Annotated in this window: 23 protein-coding genes; 3 read left to right on the top strand and 20 right to left on the bottom strand. The window is 61.9% G+C overall.

Annotated features, from left to right (window positions below; translation table 11 throughout):
* Together HCF10_RS29230 and HCF10_RS29225 are read right to left on the bottom strand one after the other, a co-directional pair.
* Positions 1-1,374 carry an iron-containing redox enzyme family protein gene (locus HCF10_RS29230; protein ID WP_167656923.1) on the bottom strand — a complete coding sequence of 458 codons (1,374 nt, stop codon included), beginning with the start codon at positions 1,372-1,374 and terminating at the stop codon, positions 1-3.
* A 149-nt stretch (positions 1,375-1,523) separates the two neighbouring features.
* Entirely contained in the window at positions 1,524-2,273 is a 750-nt protein-coding gene (locus HCF10_RS29225) for a glucose 1-dehydrogenase (RefSeq protein WP_131699873.1), read from the bottom strand.
* Between the two features lie 144 nt (positions 2,274-2,417).
* Between HCF10_RS29225 and HCF10_RS29220 the strand changes: the two genes are divergently transcribed.
* The gene (locus HCF10_RS29220) at positions 2,418-3,278 is read left to right on the top strand and encodes an AraC family transcriptional regulator (protein WP_145338435.1); all 861 of its coding nucleotides are present in this window, start codon (positions 2,418-2,420) and stop codon (positions 3,276-3,278) included.
* A gap of 24 nt (positions 3,279-3,302) precedes the next feature.
* On the opposite strand, the gene HCF10_RS29215 is transcribed toward HCF10_RS29220, so the two are convergent.
* The 3 genes from HCF10_RS29215 to HCF10_RS29205 are packed head-to-tail and all read right to left on the bottom strand — an operon-like array spanning position 3,303 to position 5,438.
* Positions 3,303-4,280: a saccharopine dehydrogenase family protein gene (locus HCF10_RS29215; RefSeq protein WP_167656922.1), complete on the bottom strand. Its 978-nt coding sequence runs from the start codon at positions 4,278-4,280 to the stop codon at positions 3,303-3,305.
* A complete protein-coding gene (locus tag HCF10_RS29210) occupies positions 4,277-4,678 on the bottom strand; it encodes a VOC family protein (protein WP_131699871.1) in 402 nt (133 codons plus the stop codon). The genes HCF10_RS29215 and HCF10_RS29210 overlap by 4 nt, the downstream gene beginning before the upstream one ends.
* 16 nt (positions 4,679-4,694) lie before the next feature.
* Complete coding sequence (locus tag HCF10_RS29205; protein WP_131699870.1) at positions 4,695-5,438, bottom strand: SDR family NAD(P)-dependent oxidoreductase; 744 nt, start codon at positions 5,436-5,438, stop codon at positions 4,695-4,697.
* A gap of 138 nt (positions 5,439-5,576) precedes the next feature.
* Between HCF10_RS29205 and HCF10_RS29200 the strand changes: the two genes are divergently transcribed.
* Positions 5,577-6,464, top strand: a complete 888-nt coding sequence (locus tag HCF10_RS29200) for an AraC family transcriptional regulator (protein ID WP_178116806.1) — start codon at positions 5,577-5,579, stop codon at positions 6,462-6,464.
* Positions 6,465-6,484: 20 nt separating this feature from the next.
* On the opposite strand, the gene HCF10_RS29195 is transcribed toward HCF10_RS29200, so the two are convergent.
* The 15 genes from HCF10_RS29195 to HCF10_RS29125 form a co-directional block, all read right to left on the bottom strand.
* On the bottom strand, positions 6,485-7,561 hold the full coding sequence (locus HCF10_RS29195; protein ID WP_167656921.1) for a protein-glutamate methylesterase/protein-glutamine glutaminase: 1,077 nt from the start codon (positions 7,559-7,561) through the stop codon (positions 6,485-6,487).
* Positions 7,524-8,057, bottom strand: a complete 534-nt coding sequence (gene cheD / locus HCF10_RS29190; protein WP_131699868.1) for a chemoreceptor glutamine deamidase CheD — start codon at positions 8,055-8,057, stop codon at positions 7,524-7,526. The genes HCF10_RS29195 and cheD overlap by 38 nt, the downstream gene beginning before the upstream one ends.
* Positions 8,054-8,863 (bottom strand): CheR family methyltransferase, encoded by an 810-nt coding sequence (locus HCF10_RS29185; RefSeq protein ID WP_131699867.1) that lies wholly within the window; start codon positions 8,861-8,863, stop codon positions 8,054-8,056. The genes cheD and HCF10_RS29185 overlap by 4 nt, the downstream gene beginning before the upstream one ends.
* 9 nt (positions 8,864-8,872) lie before the next feature.
* Complete coding sequence (locus tag HCF10_RS29180; protein WP_131699866.1) at positions 8,873-9,412, bottom strand: chemotaxis protein CheW; 540 nt, start codon at positions 9,410-9,412, stop codon at positions 8,873-8,875.
* 36 nt (positions 9,413-9,448) lie between these two features.
* Entirely contained in the window at positions 9,449-11,107 is a 1,659-nt protein-coding gene (locus HCF10_RS29175) for a methyl-accepting chemotaxis protein (RefSeq protein WP_131699865.1), read from the bottom strand.
* Between the two features lie 29 nt (positions 11,108-11,136).
* Positions 11,137-13,173, bottom strand: a complete 2,037-nt coding sequence (locus HCF10_RS29170) for a chemotaxis protein CheW (RefSeq protein ID WP_167656920.1) — start codon at positions 13,171-13,173, stop codon at positions 11,137-11,139.
* Between the two features lie 40 nt (positions 13,174-13,213).
* Positions 13,214-13,501: an STAS domain-containing protein gene (locus HCF10_RS29165; protein WP_131699863.1), complete on the bottom strand. Its 288-nt coding sequence runs from the start codon at positions 13,499-13,501 to the stop codon at positions 13,214-13,216.
* 23 nt (positions 13,502-13,524) lie between these two features.
* A complete protein-coding gene (locus tag HCF10_RS29160) occupies positions 13,525-13,893 on the bottom strand; it encodes a response regulator (protein ID WP_065873103.1) in 369 nt (122 codons plus the stop codon).
* A 9-nt stretch (positions 13,894-13,902) separates the two neighbouring features.
* Positions 13,903-14,814, bottom strand: a complete 912-nt coding sequence (locus HCF10_RS29155; RefSeq protein ID WP_371921005.1) for a methyl-accepting chemotaxis protein — start codon at positions 14,812-14,814, stop codon at positions 13,903-13,905.
* Between the two features lie 1,208 nt (positions 14,815-16,022).
* Positions 16,023-17,765, bottom strand: coding sequence for an ABC transporter substrate-binding protein (locus tag HCF10_RS29150; protein WP_131698013.1), 1,743 nt, complete (start codon positions 17,763-17,765; stop codon positions 16,023-16,025).
* A gap of 32 nt (positions 17,766-17,797) precedes the next feature.
* Positions 17,798-18,070, bottom strand: a complete 273-nt coding sequence (locus HCF10_RS29145) for a DUF2160 domain-containing protein (protein ID WP_027607297.1) — start codon at positions 18,068-18,070, stop codon at positions 17,798-17,800.
* A 10-nt stretch (positions 18,071-18,080) separates the two neighbouring features.
* Positions 18,081-18,881 (bottom strand): carbohydrate ABC transporter permease, encoded by an 801-nt coding sequence (locus HCF10_RS29140; RefSeq protein ID WP_003174634.1) that lies wholly within the window; start codon positions 18,879-18,881, stop codon positions 18,081-18,083.
* A 10-nt stretch (positions 18,882-18,891) separates the two neighbouring features.
* Entirely contained in the window at positions 18,892-19,758 is an 867-nt protein-coding gene (locus tag HCF10_RS29135) for a carbohydrate ABC transporter permease (RefSeq protein WP_131698014.1), read from the bottom strand.
* On the bottom strand, positions 19,755-20,852 hold the full coding sequence (locus HCF10_RS29130; RefSeq protein ID WP_131698015.1) for an ABC transporter ATP-binding protein: 1,098 nt from the start codon (positions 20,850-20,852) through the stop codon (positions 19,755-19,757). Before HCF10_RS29130 ends, HCF10_RS29135 begins: the two co-directional genes overlap by 4 nt.
* Entirely contained in the window at positions 20,852-21,946 is a 1,095-nt protein-coding gene (locus HCF10_RS29125) for an ABC transporter ATP-binding protein (protein ID WP_090402916.1), read from the bottom strand. Before HCF10_RS29125 ends, HCF10_RS29130 begins: the two co-directional genes overlap by 1 nt.
* Positions 21,947-22,209: 263 nt before the next feature.
* On the opposite strand from HCF10_RS29125, the gene HCF10_RS29120 reads away from it, so the two are divergent.
* Positions 22,210-24,027: a sigma-54-dependent Fis family transcriptional regulator gene (locus tag HCF10_RS29120; RefSeq protein WP_167656918.1), complete on the top strand. Its 1,818-nt coding sequence runs from the start codon at positions 22,210-22,212 to the stop codon at positions 24,025-24,027.
* Positions 24,028-24,332: the final 305 nt, after the last annotated feature.

The raw sequence follows: 24,332 nt of genomic DNA, 5'->3' as shown, positions 1-24,332 counted from the left end.
TCAGCGCAGGCGCGCACGCAGTTGGATAAAACGGCGAGTGGCATACAACCCGGCAGGCGTGCAGTGACGTCGCGCCGACAGCCACGGGATCAGCGCATTGAGCTGCTGCTCATCGGGCAGGTTCCACAGCGAATCCACCAGCGCCTGGGTGTCCGGATCGGACGGGCGATGCTGCGCGCGCGCGGAACGGCTGCCGCGTCCGGGCCGTACCGGGGCCACGCGTTGATCGCTGATCCAATCGCCCGCGATCCAGTCGTGCAGCACCTGTTTCTCATAGCCGCTGAACACACCGAACATCGCCGCACCGGCGCCTTCGATCAATTGCCAGAAGCGACTCTCGGCCGGATCCTGGTTGCGCTTGATCCAGCCCTTGTCTTCCAGGGCCTGGAGAAAGGCGCCGATCTGCCCCTGCCGAGCCAGCCATTGGTTGACAGTCTTGCCTTCGAAGCGGCAGTAATCCGAATGCATGTGCTGGCCGAAAGTGCGCTTGCGCTCAAGCATGCCGACCACTTCGTTATTCAGGTTGAAGTCGTGGATAACGGCGGTGGTTCCTGGGCCGAGGTCATTCAGGCGATACCCCTCGGCCACGCGACGGTAGAAGTCCTCCCTGCCCTCGCCCAATGGCAACAGGTTCAACACCGACTGCGCCGCCTTGCAGGCATGTCCGCTGCTCGCATTGTCGATGGTGACGTGGAGGGTGAAGTAATACGGGTCGATGCCCAGTTCGCTCAACTCATACGCGGTGATCATCAGGTGCAACGGCAACTGCTCATAGCCGAGGTTGAAGCCGATGATCTCCGGCAGGAAGTCCTCGACACACAGGCCCAGCGCCAGTTGCAGGGCGCCTTGCAGGTAGTGGTCATCCTCAAGGCCGGCATCGCTGTCGGCATCATGCTCGCTGAGTAATTTGCGGTAGATCACCACATGATTTTGCGCCGCTTCCCCGTCACCCAACTCCTCGAGGTAGGTGGTGAGCAGGCCGTCGAAGCGCGGGTCCTGCCAGTAGCGCAGCAACCCGTTGAGCCACGCACCGTCGACCAGCTTGGTCGGCGCCACGCGCTGCAGGAAATACAACGCATGGGCCTTGTTCTGGAAGTAACGACGCGGCTGGCCCTGCTGGCGTTGCTCAAGGTAATCGGCATAGGCCTGGGCGACGTCGGCGCAGCGCTGTTCGATCCAGGCGGGCAGTTGTTCGGGTATCGGAGGCAGTTCACTGGGTGCGGCGCGCACCTGCGCCAATTGCGTCCGTAGAAATTCCCGCGCAACCTCTTCTGCGCCAGGGGGGTCGCCATACAGGTGTTGGTACAACCGCTGGTACTGACCCGGTTGGGTGATGGAGGCCGGCTGGCCCGACAGCGCTGTAAGAAGCGTCATGATGGCAGTTTCCGCAAAGTCCGATACAACCAGGCCTCCCGACAAGGAGGCCCCGCAAGCGCGCTCAACACCACACGCGTCTAAAAGTGCAGAGCCTGCGGGCATGCGAAAAATTCAATCGGGGTTATGCGGGTGCGGATCAGTGGTCGTCAGTAGCCCACGCCACGTACGCCGCCCGAGGCACGGATCGACTCACCTGTGACCCAATGCGCCGCCTCGGAGGCCAAGAATACGGCCAGCGGTGCAATGTCCTCGGGCTCGCCGAAACGCCCCAGCGGCGTGCCGGCAATCAGCGACTGACCAAATTCGCCAGCGAAGTTGCCTTCGGTGGCAGGCGTATGGGTATGGCCAGGCAGGATCGAATTGACGCGAATACCGCGCGGTCCCAACTCACGGGCCAGGGCAAACGTCAGGGTATCCACCGCCCCCTTGGTGGCCGAATAGACGCTGGAGGCGAGGTACGGGTCGGTGCTGAGGATCGAGCTGATATTGATGATACTGCCGCCCTGCCCCAGCAACTTGACCGCCTCACGTACCGCCAGCAGGTAGCCCAGTACATTGAGGTTGAACTGCTTGTGAAAGGCCTCTTCAGTCAGGTCTTCAATCATCTGGAACACCGCCACACCCGCGTTGTTGACCAGGATGTCGAGCCTGCCGTATTCGCTGCGCACCGTGTCGAACAGGCGTGTCACATCGGCAGCCTGGCTCATGTCGGCTCGCACGCCGAACGCAGTGCCACCGTGGGCGCGAATATGGGCGACCACCGCATCGGCGTCAGATTTGCTGTTGGCGTAATTGACCACCACCGTCGCCCCTGTTGCTGCCAGGGCCTTGGCGATACCGGCACCAATGCCTTTGGAGGCGCCAGTCACGACTGCGATTTTTCCATTGAGTGTCATAGCTGTTTTCCCAGGTTGAGTGATAGTGCTGACCCCCAGTATTCGGGCAAGGCCTGAAACGGCGGTTGCCGGTTTCTCTCCCATGCTTGCCTATTCTTCGCACGTGGCTTGCTTTGCGCTCCGGCACGGCTCATGGTCAGCGCCATGAACGACAACCTGAATGAACTGCGCCGTCTGGTGATGCGCGCAGAAAACACCTGGACCGACACCGGCCTGCCCCGCGTCGCCATGGTCCAGGCCGAAGCCTGCGCAGATCAGTTGTACCCGCCGATGGTGCACCTGGTGCTGCAAGGCTCGAAAACCCTCTCGATTGGCGATCAGATCTCGACGTGCGGGCCGTCCAGCTATTTTGTGGTGCCGGTGGAGGTACCCGCCACTGGCCAGGTCCACGCCGGTGCACCCGGCCTGTCCTACCTGGCACTCAGCCTGACCCTGGAGCCTGCGGTGATCGCGGCCGTGCTGGCGGATGAAGTCCCCCCCGACGAAAGCCTGGGCGCGCACCGGTTCGCGGCGGTGCAGGCCACCGACGAATTGCTGGATGCCTGGCTGCGCATGCTGCGCCTGATGGATCGGCCCAGCGAAGCGGCTGTGCTGGCCCCCCTGATCGAACGGGAGATTGTGTTTCGCGTATTGCAGGGCCCGTTGCGCTCAACCCTGGTGCAAATGGCCCGCCCCGAAGGGCGCCTGGCGCAGATCCGGCGAGCCACCGCGTGGATTCGCGAGCACTACACCGAACCCTTTCGCGTGGAACCGCTGGCGGCCATGACCGACATGAGCGTCGCGGCGTTCTATCGGCACTTCAAGGCCGCGACCGCGATGACGCCGATTCAGTACCAGAAGCGCTTGCGCCTGTTGCGGGCGCGCTGGTTGCTGCTGTTCGACAGCCTGGATGCAGCGTCTATCGCGTTCCAGGTGGGCTATGAAAGCGCCTCGCAGTTCAGCCGCGAATACGCACGACTGTTTGGCCTGCCACCGATCAAGGACGCGGCGAGGTTCAAGGTCTAGCCCCCCACCGGTACTGCCTGGAAATTAAAAATCGCTGATGCGCGTGCCTGCAATCGTCTGGGCAAAGCCCACGCCAAACAGGTGTGCAGGGCTTTCAAAACCGCTGCGGCGCTCACCGCCAAGCACCCGCCGCGCGGCTTCTACTGCGGCGAGGGGCGTGTAGCTGTAGCCATTGACGGTCTCGATCACCGAGCGCGCCACGCTGCCATCCGCGCCGGTCACTTCGGCGATGGCGCGGGCGCGATGGGCGTCACGCTCGACCTGTGTGGGGCCGTCGGGCAGTTGTGACAGGTCACCTTCGGGGAAGGCGTCGCCACTGATGTGCACGAACATCGCGATATCCGCGATCGCGGTGGAATGCCAGGCGGTCACCAGGTCGCCGAAGGACAGCGGCGCGCACAGCACCGGGCCATCGCCGAAGTCGAGTAACTGTGGCTGTGCGTCCGGGGTCGCGATCAGTTGGCCGTCGACCCTTGCCATAACGCCCGCGCCGATGATTTCGCCCACGCTCAGCGCCGAGCCTCGGGACATCGAGCCCGGCACTTGCAGGGCGATGCGCAACGATTGGGGCTGCCGCACGCGCTGGGCGACATGCATGGCCAGACAGTCGGTGGGCACGACGTCCCAGCCGACACCGGGCAGCAACATGACGCCGGCTGCGGCGGCGTCGCTGCCGAGTTGCTCGGCCAAGCGATAGACGTTGATCTCGGCGGTGATATCCAGGTAGTCGACCCCAGCCTTGATACAGGCCTGCATCAAGGTGCCCGCCGTGTGCGCGAAGGGCCCGGCGAAATTGAGCATCACATCTATACCGTCCAAGGCGTCAGCGCTGGGCGCCTGCGCAGAGAAGACACGGTATTGCACCTCGAGTTGAGCGGCGAGTGACGCCAGCCGTTCGGCATTGCGCCCGGCGATCACCAGGGCCAGGCCCAGTTTCTTGGCGTGTTCGGCGGCCATGCGTCCGGTGTAGCCGGTGGCGCCGTAGATCATCAAGGTCTTCATAGGGTGTGCTGCCAGTTCTTGTAGACGAATTCGAGGCTGTACCCGTCCGGGTCCAGTACGTTGGCGGCGTAGTAATTGGGGTCGTAGTGCAAGCGGGCGCCGGGTGCACCGTTATCGCGGGCGCCATGGGCCAGGGCGGCGGCGTAGGCGGCCTCCACCTCGGCACGGCTGTTGGCGACGAACCCCACATGCACCGCGCGGCCATCGACCACACCTTCGCGTAGCCAGAAAAACATGCGGCCATGGGCACCGAACCCTTTGAGATCCGGGTGACCGGCAGGCCCGTCCTTGCCATCGAAGTCATGGCGAGCGGTGATGCCCAGGGGCGTCAGCGCGGCGGTGTAGAAACCCACGGAACGCGGGATGTCACTGACTGAAAGAAAGAGATGATCAAGCATGCGGTAGCCTCGCGATTCAAATGATGTAGCCGCCCGCGACCTCAATTGTCTGGGCATTGATCCAACGGCCTTCTTCCGACAGCAGCATGGCGATAACCCGTGCCACGTCTTCCGGTTCGCCTACACGGCCCAGGGCGGTTTGCCCGGCCAGCAGCGCTTCGAACTCATCGTTCAAGCCACCGCCCAGTTCGGTGCGGATGGCGCCGGGTGACACCGCGTTGGCGCGGATACGGCGCTCGCCGAATTCCTTGGCCATGTAGCGGGTGAGTACGTCGAGGCCGCCCTTGAAGGCGGCATATGGCGCCACACCGGCGGTAGCGACGCGGGTGGTGGCGCTGGTGAGGTTGACGATGCTGGCGTGTTCTTCCAGCAGCGGCAGCAGGGTCTGGGTGAGGAAGAACGGGCCCTTGAGATGGACGTTGAACAGGCCGTCGAATTGCGCTTCGGTCACGCTTTCAAGCGGGTTGAACAGGCCATAGCCGGCATTGTTGACCAGCCCGCCCAGGGTGTTTGCACCCCAGGTGCTACGCAGGGTCTGCACCACGGCGTCACGGAACGCTGCGAATGTGCCGGTAGCGCTGACGTCCAGTTGCAGCGCCGCCGCCTTGCCGCCTGCCGATTCGATGCGCTGGACCACCGCGAGTGCCGCCTCGGGGTTGCGGTTGTAAGTGAGGATCACGCCGTGACCTTGGCGGCCACACAGTTCGGCGGTACTGGCGCCGATGCCACGGCTGCCTCCGGTAATCACGATAACGCTCATGGCTTGCTCCACTGTCGAAAAGTTGAGTGACCACAATAGCCATCGCCCTACCCCGTGACGCAGCCGTTCCTACTCCAATCCTGCCTGTTTCTGCTTTTTGCTTGCGCAAGGTCTGCAGGAAGGCACAGCATGGCCAGCATGAATATTCAATTGATCGAACTGCGAGCCCTGGCCGCCAAGGCCGAAAACCGCCGCACCGAGACCGGTATCCCGCGGGTGGCGATGGTCCAGGGCGCGATTCCCGAGCATATGCTCGCGGCGGTGTATGACCCGATGATCAACCTGATCCTGCAGGGCAGCAAATCCCTGACCGTGGGCGATCGCACGTTGCACTACGACCCGGCGACGTATTTTGTGATGTCCATCGAGTTGCCCGCCGTGGGGGTGGTCAACCCGACGAGTACGGGCGAACCGTACCTGGCGGTCAGCCTGACCCTGGACCCGGCGGTGCTCACCACCTTGCTCAATGATCTGCCCGCGCCCAGCGGTCGCGGCGAACAGGACGCGGGGTTTTCAGTGGCGGCGGTGACGCCTGCGTTGATGGACGCCTGGGTGCGCATGCTGCGCCTGATGGGCGACCCGGTGGCCATCGCGGCCTTGGCGCCGGTGTATGAGCGGGAAATCCTCTACCACGTGCTGCAAGGCCCCCATGGTTGGATGCTGCGGGAAATCGCCGCGCCGGATACCGCCATGGCGCGGGTCAGCCAGGCGATCCAGTGGATACGCCGGGACTACGCCGCCCCGATCCGGGTGGAGGCCTTGGCACAGAAGGCAGCGATGAGTGTTTCGGCGTTTCACCGGCACTTCAAGGCGGTGACCAACTTGAGCCCGTTGCAGTACCAGAAACGCGTGCGCCTGTTGAACGCGCGCACGTTGATGTTGGCCAGTGCGAGCAGCGTGACCAAGGCCGCGTTCGAAGTGGGGTATGAAAGCGCGACCCAGTTCAGCCGCGACTATGCGCGCGTCTTCGGGCTGCCGCCGGCGCGGGATACGGCGCGGATTCTGGCGCAGAGCAAAGGACAGTGAACACAGGCCAGCGCTCGATTTCACTTATACAAGATCGCCTGGTGGATATCCTCCAGCGCCATGATGCGTTGGGCAGCGTTGAGCTTGATAGCTTCCTTGGGCATGCCGAACACCACGCAACTGGCCTCGTCCTGGGCCACCGTGGCGGCTCCGGCCTCGAGCATCTCCTTGAGCCCGCGCGCGCCGTCGTCGCCCATGCCGGTCATGATGATGCCGGTGGCGTTCTTGCCGGCGAACTTGGCCACCGAGCGAAACAGCACATCCACTGATGGCCGGTGCCGGTTGACCAACGGCCCATCAATGACCTGCGCGTGATAATAGGCGCCGCTGCGAGTGACCATCAGGTGCTTGCCCCCAGGGGCGATCAGGGCCAGGCCAGGCAGGATGCGGTCGTTGTTGCGCGCTTCGCGCACCTCGACCTCGCATAAGCTATTGAGGCGTTCGGCAAACGAAGCGGTGAATTTTTCTGGCATGTGCTGCACGATCACCATGCCTGGGCACACCCTCGGCAATGCCGTCAGTACCGCCTCCAACGCTTGGGTGCCGCCGGTAGACGTGCCGATGGCGATGATACGTTCGGTGGTCTGTGCCATGGCATGGCCATTGGCGGCAGGCAGGATCGCATCCGCACTGAGCTTGCTGGCCGGGGCCAGTGCCGGGCTGGCGCTGCGCTTGCCCAGGTTCCTGACGTTGGAATTCGCTGCGGCGCGGATCGCTGCCACCAGCTCGGCCGCCGACTCGATCAGGAAACTCTTCAACCCGGTACTGGGCTTGGTGATGATTTCCACAGCACCCGCCGACAGCGCCTGCAGGGAAGTTTCCGCGCCTTTCTGGGTCAGCGAGGAACAGATCACCACCGGTGTCGGCCGCTCGCTCATGATTTTCTTGAGAAAGGTGATGCCGTCCATGCGCGGCATTTCCACGTCCAGCACGATCACATCCGGCCATTCCCGGGCGAGTTTATCCATGGCGAAAATCGGGTCGGAGGCGGCGCCCATGACGTGAATATCCGGCGTATCGCTGAGGATCGCCAGCAGTACCTGGCGCACCACGGCCGAGTCATCGACCAGCAGTACACTGATTTTTTTGGTAGGCATCTTGTTGAATTATTCCCATTGGTTGGTGCCGGACCCAGACGTTGCCGTTCCACAGGTCGAACATGATCGTGCGGTAACCGGTACTGCCCATGTCCTGGGCTGTCAGGTGCAGGTGATAGTGCTCGGCCAGGGCCAGCGCTGCGCGAATATTCAGGCTGGCCACGTCCTGCGTTGGCAGGCGGCGCTGCTGCTCGGGAAACATCTTGCCGCCGCCGAACAACTTGACCTGGTAATCCTGTGCATACGTGCCATTGACCTTGGCGTGGAGCAGCAACAGTTCCAGGGCTTCGTCGGCATACCTGCCATCCAGGGGCTGATGGTCGCGCAGGCGCCCCGGCAGCATGAAGTGACACATGCCGCCGATCAGCCGTTGCGGGTGCCAGAAGGTGATCGCCACGCAGGAACCGAGCAAGGTGCGCAGGCGCGTCGACTGCGTCGCAAAGCTGACCTGCCCAGGGGCTAATACCACTTCGGCCGTACCGGCAGGCTTTTTCATGGCTTGCGGTAAATCGACGGTGCCACCAGCTTCAGGGTGTCATTGACGCCGTGGAGGCTTTCCGAGTGACTGATGATCAAGTAGCCGCCGGGTTTGAGCAGCGGCAGCAGGCGCGCGATTACCTGGCTCTTGGTCTGCTGGTCGAAATAAATCATCACGTTGCGCAGGAAGATCACCTCGAACTCACCCAGGGCCGGCAGCGCTTCGTTAAGGTTGACCTGGACAAAATTGACGCGGCTACGCAAGGCCTTGTCGATCAGCAAGGTGCCCTCCTGGCGACCAATGCCCTTGAGGCAGTACTTGGCCAGCAGCGGCTGGGGCAATGTCTCGGTGCGCTCCATGGAGTAATGGCCAGTGCGCGCCTTAGCCAGCACTTGGGAACTGATGTCCGAGCCGACCACTTCCCAGGGCGTGCTGCCAAGGCTCTCGGCCAGGGTCATCGCCAGGCTGTAGGGCTCTTCGCCCGAGGAACTGGCCGCGCTCCACACGCGAAACACCTTGCCCGGCGCGGCATGGGGCAGCACCTGCTGACGCAGGAAGTCGAAGTGCTTAGGCTCGCGAAAAAAATAGGTTTCGTTGGTGGTCAGCAAATCCAGCGCAACCTGCAGTTCGCCCTTGCGCTCACCATTCATGATCAACTTGAAATACTCACCATAGCTGTGCAGCTCATAGTGCTTGAGGCGCTTGAACAGGCGTCCGGCCACCAGGGCTTTCTTGGCCGGCGACAGGTTGATGCCGGCCGCGCGGTACAGCCAGGTCTGGAACTGACCGAATTCACGGTCGTCGATGGAGACGGTGTCTGGCATGGTCGGGTCTCAACGCGGGTCGAAGTCGAGGGCCGGCGCCTGGCCGGCCTCGGCGAGACTGGACATCTCATCGATGGACAGCACCTTGTCCACCTCCAGCACGATCACGAACTTGCCGTCGACCTTGGCCATGCCGCTGATGAAATCAGCGCGAATTCGCGCGCCGAAGTTGGGTGGCGGTTCGATCTGCGTGGCCGGGATCTCCCGCACGGCAGACACCGTATCAACCAGCAGCCCGATGTCCTGGGGCTGCCCATCCTCGGTACTCGCCTCGATGATGATCACGCAGGAGCGCCGCGTGATCGCCGAGTTGGCCCGCCCAAAGCGCGCCGACAGGTCGACCACCGGCACCACCGCGCCGCGCAGGTTGATCACCCCGCGCACAAAAGCCGGCATCATCGGCACCACGGTCAGGCTGCCGTATTCAATAATTTCCTTGATCCCCAGAATGCCGATGGCGAACATTTCGCCGCCGAGCATGAAGGTCAGGTACTGCGCATCCTCATCTACCGCCACCGCGGTCTGCCGAGTCGTCATTACTGCGCCCATGTCACTCTCCCTAGTAGGCCCGTATTGATCGTGGGATCAGAAGCGAGTGAAATCCGCTTCGTCCGGGGCACTGGCCATGGTGTAGGCGAACGCCTTGCGCTGCGCCGGTGTTTTTGGGCGTGGCGCCTGACGGTTGGGCTTGCTGCCCGGGCTGTCCACGCCGCTGCTTTGAACCGCGACCCTGGGCGCTGAATCCAGCACGAAGAAGCTCATGGCCTGTTGCAGTTGCTCGGCCTGGCTGCTCATTTCTTCGGCCGTGGCCGCCAATTCCTCGCTGCTCGAGGCATTTTGCTGGGTGACCTGGTTGAGCTGGGTCATCGCGGTGTTGATCTGCGCGACACCGGCGGCTTGTTCCTCGGACGCGGCGCTGATTTCCTGCACAAGGTCGGACGTCTTGTTGATGGAAGGCACCATTTCGTCGAGCAACTTGCCGGCTTTCTCGGCCATGTCCACGCTGCTGGAGGACAGTTCACCGATTTCCTGGGCGGCTACCTGGCTGCGTTCAGCCAGCTTGCGCACTTCGGCGGCTACCACGGCGAACCCCTTGCCGTGCTCGCCGGCCCGAGCGGCCTCGATAGCGGCATTGAGTGCGAGCAGATTGGTCTGGTAGGCGATGTCATCGATGATGCTGATGCGCTGGGCGATTTTCTTCATCGCCACCACCGTCTGCTGGACCGATTCGCCGCCCTCGGTGGCTTCCTTGGCGGCCTTGCTGGCCATGCCATCGGTGACCTTGGCGTTTTCGGTGTTCTGGTTGATGCTGGCGCTCATCTGCTCGACCGACGCACTGGTTTCCTCGACGCTGGCGGCCTGTTCACTGGTGGCCTGGCTCATCGATTGCGCGGTGGCGCTGACCTCCTCGGAGGCGCTGGCCAGGTTATCGGCGGCGTTACGCACTTCGCCGATGATATGTGCCAGCTTGCCGACCATGTTGCGCATGGCGTTGAGCACCATGCCGGTTTCATCTTTCCCACCGGGCTCGATGTGCGCGTTGAGGTTGCCTTCGGCCAATTGCTCGGCGGCGCTCGCGGCTTGGCGCAGCGGGCGGGAAATGATCCGCGCAATGAATACCGCCAGGCCCAGGCCGATCAACAGGGCCGCGCCCAGTACCGCGATGATCGACACGCGTGAGCTTTCGTACAGCGCCGAGCCCTTGTCACCGGCGGCAGTGGCGCCAGCATCATTGATCTCGACCATTTTCTGCAGGCGAGTGGTCACCTCATCAAAATGGCTCCTGGACTCTCCCCTGAGCAAACCGCGCGCCTGGGCTTCCTGGTTCTGCCGGGACAACTCGAGCAACTGCTTGCTGGATGCCAGGTAGGCGTCCCAAGCGCTTTTCACGCTGGCCAGGAGCTGCCGATCTTCATCGTTCGAGAGCAATTGCTCGTAGGTGCCCATGCGGGTTTCGAACTGTTGGCGCGCATCGCTGGCTTCGCGTTCGGCCTGGGCCTTCTCCTCGGCAATCTCGGTACCGATGTGGTTGTTTTCTTTCAAGCGGTAGTTGGCGGCAAAAAAACGCATCCCTGCCGCCGCACGCATGGAGGGCATCCAGTTGCCCTTGATGTCCTGGGCGGCCTGGTTGACGGCACCGAGCTGAAGGATGGCGAAGCCGCCCATGGCCCCGGTGAGCGCCAGGACCACCAGGAACGAGCTGATCAACTTGGTGGAAATTTTAAGATCGTAGAACCATTTCATCGGGGAACCTCCATGGAATTGCAGATACGTCAGCGGGCGACGACCGGTAGCGACTGAGGCGCCTGGGTCGTGCGGGCTTCCAGTTGTACGATTTGGTTGAGCAGTGCCGGTACATCCAGGATCAGGGCCACCGCGCCGCTGCCCAATATGGTCGAGCCGCTGATGCCGCGCAGTGCGCCGAACAACTTGCCCAAGGGTTTGATCACGGTCTGAAACTCACCGAGCAGGTCATCCACCACCAGCCCGGCCTTATGCTCGGCGTAGCGCACCACCACCACATTCTGGCGTCGGGCAACGGGGCCTTCATGGCTGAAGTGGTCACGCAGGTGCACCAGCGGCAACACCTCGCCACGCAGGTCCAGATAGCCCGTGTCGCGGCTGGACTGGCGCTGGTGTTCATCCAGCTCGATACATTCCTGGACCATGTCCAGCGGAATCACGTAGGTGGATTGGTCGATGCCGACCAGGAACCCATTGATGATCGCCAGGGTCAGCGGCAAGCGAATGCGCACCACGGTGCCCTGGCCGGGGCGGCTGTCGAGGTCGACGGTGCCGCGCAACAGGGTGATATTGCGCTTGACCACGTCCATGCCGACGCCGCGCCCGGACAGGTTGGTCACCGCCTCGGCGGTGGAGAAACCCGCTTCGAAGATCAGGTTGTAGATCTCCTGGTCGGTGAGCACCGCACCGCTGGCCACCAGCCCGCGTTCCTGGGCCTTTTGCAGGATGCGTTCGCGGTTGAGCCCGGCGCCGTCGTCGGCGATCTCGATGACGATGCTCCCCGAGTCGTGGTAGGCATTGAGGCTCAGGTGGCCCTTGGCCGACTTGCCGGCCGCACGCCGCGCATCGGCGCTTTCGATACCGTGGTCCATGGCGTTGCGCAACAGGTGCATCAGCGGGTCGCCGATCTTCTCGACCACGGTCTTGTCCAGTTCGGTTTCCGCGCCGCTGATGATCAGTTCGATGTCCTTGCCCAGCTCCTGGCTGATATCGCGCACCACGCGGCGGAAGCGGTTGAACGTGTCGCCGATGGGGATCATGCGCAAATGCAGGGCGCCATCGAGGATCTCTTCCACCAGACCCGACACCGTCGAGGAGGCCTCTTGCAAGGGGTCGTTGTTACAGGATCGGGCCAACAGGCTCGCGCCGGCGCTGGCGATGACCAGCTCGCCAACCAGATTGATCAACTCGTCGAGCTTGTCGGCGTTGACGCGCACGTAATTGCCGTCGCGGGTTTTCGCCTCACCGGCTGCCGGCCGCTGCGGTGCGGCCGTCACAATGCCTGGCTCGGCCTGCGTGACCGGGTCGCCAGCGATGGCCGCCTTGCTGGCGGGCGCTTCGTCGACGGCACTGATGTGCACTTCACAGTCGTCACGCACAAAGTCGAACACTTCGTTGAGGGTGGCGTGGCTGGCCGTCGAGCGCAGGTCGATCTCAAAACCCAGGTAGCAGCTTTCCGGGTCCCAGCGGTCCATGGGCGGGATGCTGTCGGTCAGTGTGGTGACCTGCATCATCTGCCCCAAGGTCTCGAGGTAGCGCAGAAATGACAGCGGGTCCATGCCATTACGAAATACGTCCACGCCGAAGCGCAGGGAGATGTGCCAGAGCACTTCGACCGCCGCGTCGTCGGCCACCTCAGCGGTTTCGACACTGGCAGTGGCGGTTCGCATCGGCTGATAGGCACTCAGCGCCTCGCGCAATGCCTCACCGCGCTCCAAAGCGGCAGGCGTCGGCACCTCACCGCGGTTGGCGACTACTTCGACCAGTTCGAGCATGTGGTCGCCGCACTTGAGCAGCAGCGCGATCAATGCGGCGTCCACCGCCACATTGCCTTCGCGCAGGCGGTCAAGCACGTCTTCGACGATATGCGTGAACCCCACGATCGACGCCAGACCGAAAAGGCCCGCCGAACCCTTGATGGTGTGCGCGGCGCGGAAAATCGCGCCGATGGCATCCTGGTCGCCGGGCTCGCTTTCCAATTGCAGCAGGGATTGCTCCATGGCCTGCAACAGCTCGCGAGCCTCTACGATGAATGTCTGCTGTGCCTGATCGAGATTGATGCTCACCGTGACTTTCCTTGTCGATCAAAAAACGTGGGGGCGCTGACTATGAGGCCGCGCTGCGACACAGTTGGAGCGCCTGCATGACTACCTGGCTCTGGCCGGTCACGCTCAAGGCGGTACCGGCGATGCCGGCTTCACGCCGGATGACCGCGAGCAACTGCAGGCCGGCGCCATCCATTTCCGTGACCTCTGACAGGTCCAGCTCCAGGCGTGGCGCCGCGCCCATCTGCGGCAGCAGCGCAGCCGCCAGTTCCGCTACGGTGTAGATCGTAAGCTCGCCGTCAATGCGCACGCGCGCAGTGTCGTCGACTGTTTCAGTGGTTATCGGCATGGGAGCCTCCCTGGCGCCGGGGATCAGGGCAGGATCAGTTTAGACACGGCTGCCAACATCTGCGCAGGCTGGAACGGCTTGACCACCCAGGCCTTGGCGCCGGCGGCCTGGCCCTCGGCCTTCTTCGACTCCTGGGACTCGGTGGTCAGCATGATGATCGGGGTGAACTTGTAGTTGGCCAGCTTCTTGACCTCCTTGACGAAGGTGATGCCGTCCATGTTGGGCATGTTCACGTCGCTGATGATCAGGTGCACTTTCTGCCCGGTCAGCTTGCCCAGGGCATCCTTGCCGTCGCTGGCCTCGATGACGTCGTAACCGGCGCTTTTCAAGGCTATGCCGACCACTTGCCGCACGCTGCTGGAGTCGTCGACCACTAATACATTCTTCGCCATGATGTGCTCCTAAAAGAAGGTGATGTCTTGAGAATTCTGCTGTACGGCCGCCTCTCCATGATGGAGGCGCCGCTGCTCGTCGGTGGCGTAGGTGGCTTCCATGCGCGCCAGCCATTGGCGGGCGTCGACGGCCACCGGCTGGTCCGGGGCCTGGCTGGCCTGCAGGAGGTGCTCATGCAGGGCGTGCATGTTGTCTCGCACGTGGCTGAGGATCTGGCTGACCCGGTCCTGGAATTGCAGGTTGACCAGCACCTCGGTCATCTCATCCCGGATCCCGTAGCTTTCCTGCTTGAGCAGGTCGGCGGATTCGGCCAGGCGCCCGGTGATGTTCTGGAAGCGTGCGAGCACCACTTGAATACTGTTTTCGGACTCGGCCACCGAATGGCTGTCCTGGTCGGCACTGCTGGACGCGGCCTGGACCAATTGCGTAATGGCGTTATTGATGATGTCGACCTTGGCCGACATCTGCTGGCCGGTTTCACTGGATTTGCTCGACAGGCTGCGCACCGCGTCGGCCACCACCGCAAAGCCGCGACCGGCCTCACCGGCACGCGCCGCCTCGATGGCTGCGTTGAGGGCCAGCAGGTTGGTTTGTGCGGCAATCGCCGCCACATCAGCGGCCATGGTGCGCAGTTCGCCGGTGTAGGCGGTAAGGCTGCGAACCTGGGCCAGGGTTTGGTCACGGCTGGTTTGAGTGGCCTTGAGCGAGTTGATTACCTGGCTCAACTCGCTGTCACTGCGTGCCAGCACCTCAAGTGCGCCGTCGGCGGCCTGCCCATCCAGTTCGCCGGCTGCGTGCTGCGAGGCTTGTACCGTTTCCTGCAATCGCGTGGCGATCCCGGTGAAACGGTTGGCCAGGCTCACAATCGCTTCTTCGGTCTGATGGCGCGAGCTTTCCACCTGCTTGGCCCAGATGGGCATGGCGCCGAGCAACACCTCATCGAGCTGTGCACGAGAGGCCATGCCGTTGTGCGCCGCGTCTGCATCTGACTGATCCGCCTGCGCCCGCGCAATCGCCCGCAGCATTGTGTTGCGCTGCGAAGCCGCGCTCCAGGCACAGGCACCGAGGCCGATCAGCACCAGTACCGCGCAGGCCAACAGATTGGCCGGCGAAGTTGATTGCACGAGTATCCACAAAACGGCAGGCACGACCGGGATCAAAGCGAACCAGCGAAAACGTGGATAAACGGGAAGAGGCATGCTGCTGGAATGGCGCTGGGGCATGAGTTCGATCCTTGAACGTTGTTGCGGATGTAAGTGACATAGTTGTTATCTGCGCTGTAACTCGCAACTTGAGGCGACTTAGGTGCCTTCCGTCTGGTTTATGACCGGTGGGTGACAGGCCTGGCAGTCCTGGAGCCTTGTTGCTGAAGGATCAGCGGTGGTTTACGGAACAGGGGGGTTGTTGCAGCGCTGGCTAGCGAGTCTGTCTTTCGGGCTGAGAAATCTCTTTGTGGTGAGGGAGCTTGGTTCCGTGGCGGCCTTCGGGCCGACCGCTTTTTGGGGTTTGGGTGCGTACATATCCGTTGCTGCGGTAACGGCCGCTATGGGTTCCGCCCTTACGGCGGGTCACTTTGGAAAAGCCCCAAAGTAACCAAAGGGCTCTTGCCCCACCACTCGGTACCTCGCCTAGGCTCGGTATGCCCGAACGAAGGCTTGAATCCGTGGGCCGCCGTCATGGGCCATCCATGGCCCAGGACGGCTAACCCGGCGTCCTGCCGGGTTACCCACGGATTCAAGCCTGCGTTCGGCCAGCGTGGTTAACGGGGCGCCTGAGATCAAGATCAAAAGCCAGAGGAAAAGCAGAGCAAAAGCAGAGCAGAAGCAGACCGAGGTCCATCTGATATATGGAGATCCAAATGTGGGAGGGGGCTCGCCCCCGATGAGGGTGGGTCAGTGATACTTGGGTTGACTGACTCACCGCTATCGGGGGCAAGCCCCCTCCCACATTTTTAACCCAGTACACCAGACCCAACTCCGGTCGGCTCTAAGGCCGCCACGAGACTAAGCTGCCCATACTCAGGATTGCCTGACCAACCCGCATCATCGGTCACAGAACTGCGCCTTCATGTTTGCGCCAAAACAAAACGGCACCTGGGTGCCGTTTTGTGTTTCATGCCCGGGCACGTTTACTTACGCGCTGCCTCCCACTGCTTGAGCAGGTCGCCGTAGGCCACGGTTTCGCCTTTCGGTTTCTCGTTGGCCAGTTTCGGTTTCGGCGCGCCCGGCTGGTCGAACCAGTATTGCGCATCACGCTCGGGGTTCATTTTCGGGCCACATACCGGCTGCACTTTGGAGCGTTCCAGGCGCGTCATGATCGCGTCCTGCTCCTTGGCCAGGTTGTCGAGGGCCTGTTGCGGGGTTTTCTCGCCGCTGGCGGCGGCGGCGATGTTGCTCCACCACAGTTGCGCCAGACGTGGGTAGTCCGGCACGTTGGTACCGGTCGGCGACCACTCGGTCCGGGCCGGGCTGCGGTAGAACTCCACCAGGCCACCGAGTTTCGGTGCCATGTCGGTCATGGCCTGTGAGTTGATATCGGACTCACGAATCGGCGTCAGGCCGACGATGGTTTTCTTCAGCGACACGGTTTTCGAGGTTACGAACTGCGCGTACAACCAAGCGGCGAGTTTCTGCTTCTCCGGCGTCGACTTGAGGAAGGTCCAGGAACCCACGTCCTGATACCCCTTCTTCATGCCCTTTTCCCAATAAGGCCCGACGGGCGACGGTGCCATGCGCCATTTCGGCGTACCGTCGGCATTCACCACCGGCAGGCCCGGCTTGACCATGTCAGCGGTAAACGCGGTGTACCAGAAGATCTGCTGGGCGATGTTGCCCTGGGACGGCACCGGGCCGGATTCGGAGAAGGTCATGCCCGCCGCTTCCGGTGGCGCGTAGGCTTTCATCCAGTCCACGTATTTCTGCGTGGCGAACACAGCGGCCGGGCCGTTGGTGTCGCCGCCACGGGTGACGCTGGAGCCCACCGGGTGGCAGTCCTCCACGCGGATGCCCCACTCGTCCACCGGCAAGCCGTTGGGCAGGCCTTTGTCGCCGCCACCGGCCATGGAGAACCAGGCATCGGTAAAGCGCCAGCCCAGGGATGGGTCTTTCTTGCCGTAGTCCATGTGCCCGTAGACGCGCTTGCCGTCGATTTCCTTGACGTCTTCACTGAAGAATTTGGCGATGTCTTCATAGGCCGACCAGTTCACCGGTACGCCGAGCTCATAGCCGTATTTTTCCTTGAACTTGGCTTTCAGCTCCGGACGCTCGAACCAGTCGGCGCGGAACCAGTAGAGGTTGGCAAATTGCTGGTCGGGCAGTTGGTAGATCTTGCCGTCCGGCGCGGTAGTGAAGGAGATACCGATGAAGTCCTTGATATCCAGGGTTGGCGAGGTGAAGGCCTTGCCTTCGTTGGCCATCAGGTCGGTGATGGATTCGGTCTTGCCATAGCGAAAGTGCGTACCGATCAAGTCGGAATCGTTGACCCAGCCGTCATAGATATTCTTGTCGGACTGCATCTGGGTTTGCAGCTTCTCCACCACGTCGCCTTCCTGCAGCAGGTCGTGGGTCAGCTTGATGCCGGTGATTTCACTGAAGGCCTTGGCCAGCACCTTGGATTCGTACTCGTGGGTGGTGAGGGTTTCCGACACCACATTGATCTTCATCCCACGAAACGGTTCCGAAGCCTTGATAAACCACTTCAACTCCTCAAGCTGCTGGTCGGCCGTGAGGGTCGACGGCTTGAATTCGCTGCCGATCCATTTTTTCGCGGCATCTTCGTACGCATCGGCCCAGGCCGTGGCGCTCAAACCGCTGAGGGCCAGTACGGCGGCCAATGAAATGCTATGTCGCAGCTTATTGTTCTTATTCAACATAGAGACCTCCTGGTTGTTTATTCATAAGGGCACTAGCCCCAACGCATCACACTCAACAGCCATACCAGGGAGAGCGCGGACGCTACCCAGATGCTCCAGTCGGTAACGCCGATCACCAGCAAATGCAGGTAGGCGCTGCCGAGAAGACCGATAAACAAGCGATCACCACGGGTGGTGCTGATCGGCAGGACGCCGCGCCGCGGGATGCTCGGCGAGCGCAGCTCCCAGGTGGTCATGCCCGCCAGAATCAGGGCAATGCCGCCAAAGAACAGTGCAGTGGGGGTGGTCCAGGCCATCCATTCCATCATCGACTCCTCAGACCCGGCCCAGGGCAAAGCCCTTGGCCACGTGGTTGCGAACAAACCAGATCACCAGCATGCCGGGCAGGATGGTCAACACCCCCGCCGCTGCCAGCACGCCCCAATCGATACCCGACGCCGACACCGTGCGCGTCATCACCGCCGCGATGGGCTTGGCGTTAACCGAGGTCAGGGTGCGCGCCAGCAGCAGCTCGACCCAGGAAAACATGAAGCAGAAAAACGCGGTCACACCGATACCGGAGCCGATCAACGGGATAAAAATCTTCACGAAGAACTTGGGAAAACTATAGCCGTCGATGTAGGCAGTTTCGTCAATTTCCTTGGGCACTCCGGACATGAAGCCCTCCAGGATCCACACCGCCAGTGGCACGTTGAACAGGCAGTGGGCCAAGGCCACAGCGATGTGCGTGTCGAACAGGCCGATGGACGAATACAGCTGGAAAAACGGCAGCAGGAACACCGCTGGGGGCGCCATGCGGTTGGTCAGCAGCCAGAAGAACAGGTGCTTGTCGCCCAGGAAACGATAGCGCGAGAAGGCATAGGCTGCCGGCAACGCCACGCTCAGGGAAATCACCGTGTTCAAGCTCACGTAGTACAGCGAGTTGAGGTAACCGGTGTACCAGCTCGGGTCGGTGAAGATCACCTTGTAGTTGGCCAGGGTGAAATCCTGCGGAAACAGGGTCAGCCCGCCGAGGATTTCGGTGTTGCTCTTGAAGGACATGTTCAGCAGCCAGTAGATCGGCACCAGCAGGAACAGGATGTAGATCAGCAGCGGAATAACCTTGCGCTTGCTCATGTTGGCGGCCTCAGCGGTTGGCGTCGGAGTGGGTCATGGCGGTGTAGAACAGCCAGGACACCAACAGGATGATCAGGAAATACACCAGGGAAAACGCTGCCGCCGGGCCCAGGTCGAATTGGCCTACGGCCATCTGGGTCAGCGTCTGACTGAGGAACGTCGTGGCGTTACCAGGCCCGCCGCCCGTGAGGACGAAGGGCTCGGTGTAGATCATGAAACTGTCCATGAAGCGCAGCATCACCGCGATCAGCAGCACGCTTTTCATCTTCGGCAACTGGATATGTCGGAACACCGCCCACGCCGAGGCCCGATCGATACGCGCCGCCTGGTAGTACACATCCGGGATGGCCCGCAGCCCGGAGTAGCACAGCAGCGCCACCAGTGAGGTCCAGTGCCATACGTCCATCACCAGCACCGTGACCCAGGCGTCCATGGTGTTGGCCGCGTAGTTGTAGCTGATCCCCAGGGCGTTGAGGCTGTAGCCCAGCAGGCCGATATCGGCGCGGCCGAAGATCTGCCAGATAGTGCCCACCACGTTCCACGGAATCAGCAGCGGAATGGCCAGGATGATCAGCACCAGCGACGACCAGCGGCCCTTGGTCGGCATGGTCAGGGCGATGGCGATGCCCAGGGGGATTTCGATCAGCAGCACGCAGGCCGAATAGATGAACTGGCGCAGCAGCGAGTCATGCAGGCGCGGGTCGAGCAGCACCTGTTTGTACCAGTCGGTGCCGACAAAGTAGCGGCTGGACTGATCGAAGATGTCCTGCACCGAATAGTTGACCACGGTCATCATCGGGATCACCGCACTGAACGCCACCAGCAGGAACACCGGCAACACCAGCCACCAGGCCTTGTTGTTCTGCACCTTGTTCATGGCAGCACCTCCAGCAGGTAGTCGTCGGCATACACCATCAGCCACTGCGCGGGGAAGCTGATACAGGCCTTGCCCTCCGGCACCGGTTTGTCTTCGGCCAGGCGTATCTTCAGCGGGGCGCCGTCGAGGTTGAGGGTCATGATCTTGTAGGTGCCGAGGTCTTCGAGGTGAGTGACATCGGCTTGCAGGGCGTCAGGGTTGTACTCGTCCCAGACGTGGATAAATTCCGGGCGAATGCCCACCTGCAGCTTCGTGTAGTCGGTGCTGGCAATGCGTTGTTGCATAGTCTCGGACAACGGCAGGTGAGTACCGGCAAACCGCACACCACCGGCCTCGGCCTGCACCTCGATCAGATTCATCCCCGGGCTGCCGATGAAATAGCCGACAAAGGTGTGGCTCGGCCGCTCGAACAACTCACGGGGGGTGCCGAACTGCACGATCTGCCCGCCGTACATCACCGCGATCTTGTCGGCGAAGGTCGAGGCCTCAAGCTGGTCATGGGTGACGTAGACCATGGTGATATTGAACTGCTCATGTATCTGCTTGAGCTTGCGCCGCAGCTTCCATTTCAGGTGCGGGTCGATCACCGTCAGCGGTTCGTCGAAGAGGATGGCCGACACGTCGTCACGTACCAAGCCACGGCCCATGGAGACTTTCTGTTTTTCATCGGCCGTGAGGTTGCGGGCTTTTTTGCTCAGCAGGGTTTGCAGGTCGAGGACTTCGGCAATCTCCTGCACCTTGCTGTGAATTTTCGCCTCGGCCATGCCCTGGTTCCGCAGAGGAAAGGCGAGGTTATCGAACACGGTCATGGTGTCGTACACCACCGGGAACTGGAACACCTGGGCGATGTTGCGTTTTTCCGGGGAGAGGTCATTCACCACTTTGCTATCGAACAGCACCTGCCCTTCGGACGGGCTGAGCAGGCCGGAGATGATATTGAGCAAAGTCGACTTGCCGCAGCCCGACGGCCCTAGCAAGGCGTAGGCACCGCCCTGCTCCCACACGTGGTTCATTTCCCGAATGGCGTAGTCCTCAGGACCGCTCGGCGTAGGACTGTAGCTGTGCGCCAGGTTCTGCAAATGGATCTCGGCCATCAGGCAACCCTCGCAACGCGGCGCCCGGGGGCCTGGACCAAACGGCCCTGGCCATCGAACACAAACAGTTTATGGGTGGGGATATACACGCGGATCGGCGCGTCGACGTCGTACTCATGCACCCCCGGCAGGTGCAGCACCAGCAGGAAATGCTCGCTGCGCACGTGCAGGAAGGTTTCCGAGCCGCTGATCTCGGCGACTTCCACGGTCACCGCCAGCTCCAAGTCGTCGTCGTTGCTCGGCACCAGGCTGATATGGCTGGGGCGCACGCCGAAGCGGAATTCGCCTTCGCCGATGGGGCGCAGGTCGACGTTCAGCGGGAAGTGCACGAAATTGGCGAAGCTCACCTCGTTACCGCTGATACGCCCCGGCATCAGGTTGATCGGCGGCTCGGAAAACAGCTCGGCGGCCAACACGGTCTGTGGCTGGTGATAGACCTCGGCGGCCTTGCCACTCTGGATCACCCGGCCTTCGTGAAGAATGGTGGTGGTGCCGCCCAGGGCCAGGGCCTCGTTGGGCTCGGTGGTGGCGTAGATGGCAATGGTATGCCGCGCCTTGAACAGCTCGCGCATTTCCTGACGCAGCTCTTCGCGCAGTTTGTAGTCCAGGTTCACCAGCGGCTCGTCGAACAGAATCAGCTCGGCATCCTTAACCAACGCGCGGGCCATGGCCGTGCGTTGCTGCTGGCCACCGGACAACTCCAACGGGTGGCGCTGCAGGAATTTCTCGATGCGCAGCATCTTTGCGGTTTCCAGCACTTTGCTCTGGATCAGCTCGTTGGACACACCGGCCTGGCGCAACGGCGAGGCGATGTTTTCGAACACGGTCATGGTCGGGTAGTTAATGAACTGCTGATACACCATCGACACGTTGCGCAGACGCACCGGCTTTTGGGTGACGTCCACGCCGTTCATCAGGATGCGGCCGCTGTCGGGCTTATCCAGGCCCGCCATCAGGCGCATCAGGCTGGTCTTGCCGGACAGGGTGCGGCCAAGCAAGACGTTGAAGGAACCGGCTTCGAAGCGCAGGTTGGCGTCGTCGATCCAGGTTTGACCTTCGACGACGCGGGAGACATGTTCCAGGGTCAATGACATGACACGACCTTTTTATTATTGGAATGAATCTGGCCATTCGTCAGAGCGAGTTTCGTGCCAAAAACGGCAGGTGCTTGATCCACAAGGAAATGGGTGAAACGTGATGTTCAGGAGCGAACAGAAATGAACAGATCAGGCTGAACAATTGAACAATCCGGAGGTTGACAATGAACAGTTATGAACAACACTCTTTGAACCCGATTGACTTGGTTACACCCTTTGGATTGTGCAAGACCCCAAAACAATAAAAAGAAGGTCGCCCCATGGCCGAACCCCTGGCTCACGACACCCTTATCCAGGAATCCTGGCGCCGTTGCCGCGCCTTCGGCCTTGACCACCAGAGCACGCCGAGCTTCGATCAACTGCCCGCCGAGGGCATCAGCCAACTGCTGGAAAGCCAGCATTCCCTGGTGCAGACCACGCATCAGGAAGTTCTGCCCTACTACGAAAACATCCTGAGCAACTCAAACTGTCTGATCATGCTGGCTGACAACCAGGGCCAGGTGCTGACCAGTTGGGGCACCCAGCGCTTTATCGAGCCCAAGCTGGCCCGGGGATTCAGCGCCGGGGCCAGTTGGATGGAACGCTCCAGCGGCACCAATGCCATCGGCACCGCGCTGGCCTGCGCCCAGGCGGTGCATATCGAACACGACGAACACTTCCTCAAGGCCAACCGCTTCATGACCGGCTCAGCGGCGCCGATCTTCGATGCCCAGCGCGAAATCATCGCGGTGCTGGATGTGTCCAGCGACAGCTACCTGCCGCCCTCTCACACCTTGGGCATGGTCAAGATGATGAGCCAGACCGTGGAAAACCGGCTGATCCTCAACCTGTTTCGCGGTGAGCACTTCCAACTGACGTTCAACACCGGCCTGAGCAACCTCGACAGCCAATGGGCCGGCCTGCTGATCTTTGACGAGAGCGGCCAGGTGCTCTCGGCCAACCGTCGTGCCGACAACTTGCTGGGTATCAGTCTGTCGCGGGTGATGATCGACAGTTTGTTCAAGGTGTCGCTGCTGGAGTTGCTCAATCAGCCGGAGGGCCTGCCCTTTTCGCTGCAGGCGGCGGGACGCAATCGCTTCCAGTGCCTGCTGAAACGACCGAAGCAGATGCCGGTGCAGGCGCGGGTGTTCAGCGAGCCCATTGCGCCAAAGCCCGCCGCGATTGGTTTGAAGACCCTGCACTTTGGCGATGCGCGCGTGGAAAAAGCCGTGCGCCAGGCCGAGCGCTTGCTGGAGAAGGACATCCCGCTGCTGATCCACGGTGAAACCGGCGTGGGCAAGGAAGTTTTCGTCAAGGCCCTGCACCAGGCCAGTTCCCGCAGCCAGCAGGCGTTTATCGCGGTGAACTGTGCGGCGATTCCCGCTGAGTTGGTGGAATCGGAACTGTTCGGCTACGAAAAAGGCGCGTTCACCGGCGCCAACCAGAAAGGCAGCATCGGCCTGATCCGCAAGGCCGACAAAGGCACGCTGTTCCTCGATGAAATCGGCGATATGCCGCTGCCGACGCAAGCGCGCCTGTTGCGGGTATTGCAGGAGCGTTGCGTGCAGCCGGTCGGCAGCAGCGAGTTGTTCCCGGTGGATTTGCGCATCATCTCGGCCACTAACCGGGCCTTGCGCGATCGGGTCCAGGCCGGGCGTTTTCGCGAGGATTTGTACTACCGCATCGGCGGCCTGACCCTGGAATTGCCGCCATTACGCGAACGCAGCGACAAGCGGGCGCTGTTCCAGCAGCTGTGGCAGCAGCACCGTGAGCCCACCCAATGGGCCGGGCTCAGCGCCGAGGTGCTGGCGTTGTTCGAGCAGCACCCGTGGCCGGGCAACCTGCGTCAGGTGAGCAGCGTGTTGCAGGTGGCGCTGGCGATGGCCGAGGAACAGCCGATCCGCCCGGAGCATCTGCCGGATGATTTTTTTGTCGACTTGAAAGTGACGGCGCCGCTGCCCGCCAATGAGTACCTGGATGACAGCATCGACCTGACCCAGCGCTTGAAGGCGGCCGGTGGGAACATTTCCCACCTGGCGCGGGAGCTGGGCGTGAGCCGCAACACCCTGTACAAGCGCCTGCGCCAAGGCAATGACTGAACGCCTGTAGCCGTCCTCTATCGCGTAGCCGTTTCTTGCGCATCCCGTAGCCATCAGTGCGAACCCTCAAACGATACTGGGGCAAGGGGCTCACATGCGCCGAAAGCACCACGAATCAAATGCGGGAGGGAGCTTGCTCCCGATAGAGGGTGGGGCAGTCAGCTTATCTGTAGCTGATACACCGCTATCGGGGTGTAGAACCGTAGACATCGTTTACATCTGAAACCGGGGACATCGTTTACACATTTGAGGCCTGGACGCGGGTCATACCTCGTCCAAGCCTCCCCAAGGGATAATCACACAGG

The sequence above is a fragment of the Pseudomonas sp. B14(2022) genome, assembly GCF_012030485.1.
GTDB lineage: Bacteria > Pseudomonadota > Gammaproteobacteria > Pseudomonadales > Pseudomonadaceae > Aquipseudomonas.
The sequence above is the reverse complement of the archived record's forward strand: the minus strand, read 5'-3'. Positions and strand labels throughout refer to the sequence as shown.